The sequence below is a fragment of the Nostoc sp. genome, assembly GCF_035638895.1.
GTDB lineage: Bacteria > Cyanobacteriota > Cyanobacteriia > Cyanobacteriales > Nostocaceae > Nostoc.
Map to the genome: position 1 here is coordinate 1 of NZ_DASQZC010000353.1, position 2087 is coordinate 2087.

3 protein-coding genes are annotated in these 2087 nt (G+C 36.2%); 2 read left to right on the forward strand and 1 reads right to left on the reverse strand.

From position 1 onward, the window contains the following. Positions 1-1301, reverse strand: a 1301-nt coding sequence (locus tag VE944_RS17300; RefSeq protein ID WP_324979282.1) for a hypothetical protein, incomplete at its 3' end; no start/stop codon positions are given. Between VE944_RS17300 and VE944_RS17305 the strand changes: the two genes are divergently transcribed. Together VE944_RS17305 and VE944_RS17310 are read left to right on the forward strand one after the other, a co-directional pair. Then, a complete protein-coding gene (locus VE944_RS17305) occupies positions 1300-1455 on the forward strand; it encodes a hypothetical protein (RefSeq protein ID WP_324979285.1) in 156 nt (51 codons plus the stop codon). The two genes, VE944_RS17300 and VE944_RS17305, sit on opposite strands and share 2 nt — an antisense overlap. Positions 1456-1577: 122 nt before the next feature. Then, positions 1578-2087, forward strand: a 510-nt coding sequence (locus VE944_RS17310; RefSeq protein ID WP_324979288.1) for a tetratricopeptide repeat protein, incomplete at its 3' end; no start/stop codon positions are given.

Sequence of the window (2087 nt, forward strand, 5' to 3'; positions counted from 1 at the left end):
TCATAAAACTCTGCTTCTAGCCTGTAATACGCAAGAGCAATTTTCCCGCCAGGAGATAATAGTTCCTCTTCCATAAGCTGCAAAACCAACTTAGGATCTAGCCGTTCTTTTTTCTCTAGTTTGACCATAATCGCGTAAAATGGCTCTAGCAGAAGTGAAGGATCTATCAATCCATATTTTCTCTTGAGAATAGCAAAATGCTTTTTTTGAGCTAGAAGAATGATATCTGTACGTCGATTATTTTTCAGCCACTCAATTTCTGATTCATTAAGTAGTTCTCCTGAATCTATCTTATATTTTAGGGTAGAGATGTATTTTTCATTTGCAATTTCTATAATCTCAGTCAGCTTACGTTTTTTGAGAAAGTTAATATCCTGTTCACCTAGCTGATTGGACGACTCAAGCCTTTTAAGAATTTTATACAGGTGACTCTTAGGCGTTGAATCGTGATACTCAGTTGCTTTATACTTAGCTTTCAACGCAGCAAATTCTCGGGTTTGTTCCAATTCTTGAGCAATGGCAATTGTTTCGCTAAGTCCTTGCTGCTCGAGCCAGTTAATTTCTGACTCACTCAAATTCTTTTTTGCGTCAATGTTTTGCAGTATTAGATATAGTGGACTGGATAATGATAAGTCTGAATGTTTAATCGCTTGATATTTATCTCTTAACTTAGCAAATTGAGTTTCTTTTACTGATTCTTGTTGTTGAAAAATTTCTGCTGTTTCAAAAAGTTCGTTATTGAGCAACCAATTATACTCAGAATTACTTAAACGTTCTGTTACCTCTAATTTCGTCAGTATTTGATAAAGTAGACTATCAGGATATGAGTCTTGGTATTGAGTAGCTTTGTATTTAGATTTAAGTTGAGTAAATCGTTTCACCTCTTGAGCAATTTTACTAGTCTCATATAAACCGTTTGCTCTCAGCCATTTAACTTCTGAATCAGTAAGTAAATTTCCTGACTCAAGTTTCAAAAGAATGAAATAAAGATGACTAGATTGCCAAGAAAGGTCATGCTTTGTAGCTTTGTATCTAGACTTTAATTTGGAGAATTCAAATTCTAAATTTCCGAATTCTTGCACTTTATGTTGTTGCTCTTGCTTGATAGCTTCTAAAATCTCCTCAAGCTTAGATTCTCCCAACCAATTAGATTCTAAGTCGAGGAGTTCAATTCCTAAGTCAACTTTTCGCAGTATGAGATACAGGAGGCTAGCGGATGATAAATCTTGATATTTGGTTGCTTGGTATTTTGACTTTAGGCTAGTAAAGTGTTTTAACCGATTTTGATAATCTTTATTCATGTCGATAAGTAGATGCGATCGCACTTACTTGAATGTGTTATCCGCTACTATAGCAATATCAGTAAAAAACGGCGAGTCAAACACCCATCCTTCTTATTTGCGGTGCTTACTGCTGTTTATGTCGCCTGAAATACGTCACACTGATTTGGGTTAACAGAAAATCAGGAATTAAAATCTTAGCAAGAGGCACAATAGTAGCTGGAGCGATTTTCAAAACATATCGTAAAAAATCCCGTTGCCTGAAAGCTAGAGAATGTTGAAATCTCAAAAAATTATATGAATGCTGAAGAATTATTAAACCAAGGATTAAACCACAATTTGCAAGGGAATTATCAAGGAGCTATCGCAGCTTACACCCAAGCAATCAAGCTCAACTCTAACTATGCTGAAGCTTACCATAATCGAGGGATTATTTTAAGTAGTCAACTTAAAGATTATCGGAGTGCGATCGCAGATTTTAATCGCGCTATAGAAATCAATCCCAATTTTGCCACAGCCTATTATCACCGAGGTAATGCACGTTACTTTTTAGCCGATTACGAAGGAGCGATCGCAGATTATAACCAAGCATTACAAATCGATCCCAATCTCGCCCAATCTTACCACAGCCGAGGTAATGCCTACTTTGCCTTAGAAAAATACGATAAAGCGATCGCTGATTATATCCAAACAATAGAAACTAGTACCCAGTTAGCTGATAATATCAATATTGATATTGCCAATGCTTATCATAATCGGGGTGTAGCTTGTTTTGAAAGCGGCGATCATCAAGGTGCGATCGCTGAT